This window comes from Herpetosiphonaceae bacterium (assembly GCA_036374795.1).
Lineage (GTDB): Bacteria > Chloroflexota > Chloroflexia > Chloroflexales > Kallotenuaceae > LB3-1.
Window position 1 is genome coordinate 1 of sequence record DASUTC010000229.1, and the last position, 2413, is coordinate 2413.

A 2413-nucleotide genomic window follows, 5' to 3' on the forward strand; every position below is an offset into this window, starting at 1 on the left:
AATACGGCGGCTTGTCGAATCGTCATCGGCATGTGCTGCCAGCCAATCAGCCCACGTTTCGCGGCTGGGCAGCCCCGCTCGCCCGACCAGAACCAGCTTCGCCTGAACCGTGCGCGCCAGATATTCGGCCATATGCATGCCGATTCCGCCCAGGCCGCCGGTGATCAGGTACACGCCGCCCTGCCGCAGCCGCGCGGGCACACCCGACATCGGCTCCAGGCGTTCGGGCCGGTAGCGCTGCGTCAAGCGCTGCTCGCCACGGTAGGCGACGGTCAGGTCCTTCGACTCGCTCAGCAGCTCGGTCGTGAGCCGGGCAAGCAGCGCGGATTCTTCGGCGCTGCCGGGTAGCGGCGCAAGCACGTCGACGCTGCGGCACTTCAGCGATAAATTCTCCTGCGGGATGACTTTACAGATGCCGAGCAGCGGAGCCTGTTCAGCCGCCAACGGCTCATCGCCGATCGCGGGCTGCACGCCCGTCGAGAGCGCGGTGATCCACAGCGGCGTTTCCAGATCATGGTGGCTGAGCGCCTTCGTGAGCGCGACCATGCTATAGAAGCCGGATTCCAGCCCATTGGCGAAGCCGATCCCATCGGTGGTCAAGGTGTCGGCACCGGGAGCGTTCCAAAGATGGGCAATCGCCTGCGGGAATGTGTTCCGTGCTTTCAGCAGATCGAGCAGCGCCGTGTAATCTTCGCGCGATGCAGGCCGAATCGTGAAGTGATTCTGGCTATGCTCGGCGAATTGCGCGCCACGTGAGACAACGACGACCCGATGACCCGCCTGCTCGATCCGCTGGGCTAGCTGCGCGCTCAGGCCCGTCTCATCGGCGAAAACCAGCCAGGCTTTTGATGAGGCAGCGGCAGCCGACAGCGGTGTGCTCACCCAGTGCGGCAGATAGAACCAGTCGCCAATATCTGCCTTTCTGCCCTCGGTTGCAGCTTGAGCAGCGCTTGTCAGCAGGCCGGGCCGTCGTGGCTCCACCCAGAAGCGCTGGCGCTCGAAGGGATAGGTCGGCAGCGGAATGCGGCGGCGCGCCTCATGCGTGTAAAAGCCCGCCCAGTCGATCGGCACATCCAGCAGCCACAGCCGTCCCAGCGTCGTCAGCAGCAGCGCCTGATCGTCCTGCCGCTCGTGCGCCGCCCGCAGCGTGCTCACCACCAGGCTCATCCGCTCCCGGCTGCACGCCGGGTGCTGCCGCACGAACGAGCCCAGCGCTTGCCCCGGCCCGACTTCCACGAACGCCAGCGTCTCGTCGCGCAGCAGCACGCCCACGCCGTCAGCGAAGCGCACGGTCTGCACCATGTGCTGCGCCCAGTAGGCGGGATCGGTCGCCTGCTCCGGCGTGATCCAGGTGCCCGTCACGTTCGAGACGTAGGGGATACGCGGCGCGCTGAGCGTCAGGCTGCGGGCCAGCGTCGTGACCTGCGCGGCGATCGGCGCGAGCATCGTCGAGTGGAAGGCATGACTGGTGTCGATCGCGCGGCAGGCGATCTCGGCGGCCTCCAACCGCGCGCTGACCGCCGCGATAGCGTCGGGCGGCCCGGCGAGCACGCAGGCGGTCGGGCTGTTGACCACCGCCAGGCAGACGCCGTTGCCGAGGTAGGGCTGCACCGCCGCCTCGCTGGCCGCCACCGCCAGCATCGCGCCTGCCGGAAGCTGCTGGATCAACTGCGCGCGCGTCGCCACCAGGCGCAGCGCGTCTTCCAGCGTGAGCACGCCGCTGACGCAGGCCGCGACGTACTCGCCCAGGCTGTAGCCCAGCATCGCCTGCGGCTGGATGCCCCAGGCCATGAGCAGTTGCGCCAGCGCGTACTCGACCACAAACACCGCTGGCTGCGCCAGCGCCGTCTGGTGCAGCGGCGACGACGCGGCGGTCCCGTTGGTCCGACCGAGCAAGGCGCGGAAGTCGAGCGGCGCGGCGCTGCCGTTAGTCGCCGGGTCCGGCTCCGGGTAGAGCAGCGCGCGGAGGTCCTGGCTGAGCAGCGGTTGGAGCAGGCGGCAGCAGCGATCGACCGCCGCGCGGAAGATCGGCTCCTGGGCGTACAGGTCGCGCGCCATGCCGACGTAGTGATCGCCGACGCCGGGGAACAGGAAGGCAACCGGACGGTCGGCGGGCTTCTGGCTGCGGCTGATGCGGCGCTGGGGATCGGCACCGTCGAGGAGCGCGACGGCCTCGGCAGTGTCGCGGCAGACCAGCAGGCGGCGGTGCTCGAAGGCGCGCCGCCCGACCTGCAACGTGTGTGCCACGTCCGCCAGCGCCACCTCCGGCTGCCCCCGCAGGAACGCCGCCAGATTCGCCGTTGCCGCGTCCAGCGCCCCCGGCGTGCGCGCCGAGAGCAGCAGCAGGTGCGCGGGCCGCGACGCACTCGATGCCGCCTGCGTCGGCGCCTCCTCCACGATCACATGCGCGTTC

1 protein-coding gene is annotated in these 2413 nt (G+C 69.3%); it reads right to left on the reverse strand.

The annotated features are described in order from the left end of the window. A partial coding sequence (locus VFZ66_17145; GenBank protein HEX6290914.1) for a type I polyketide synthase occupies positions 1-2413 on the reverse strand: 2413 nt, incomplete at both ends.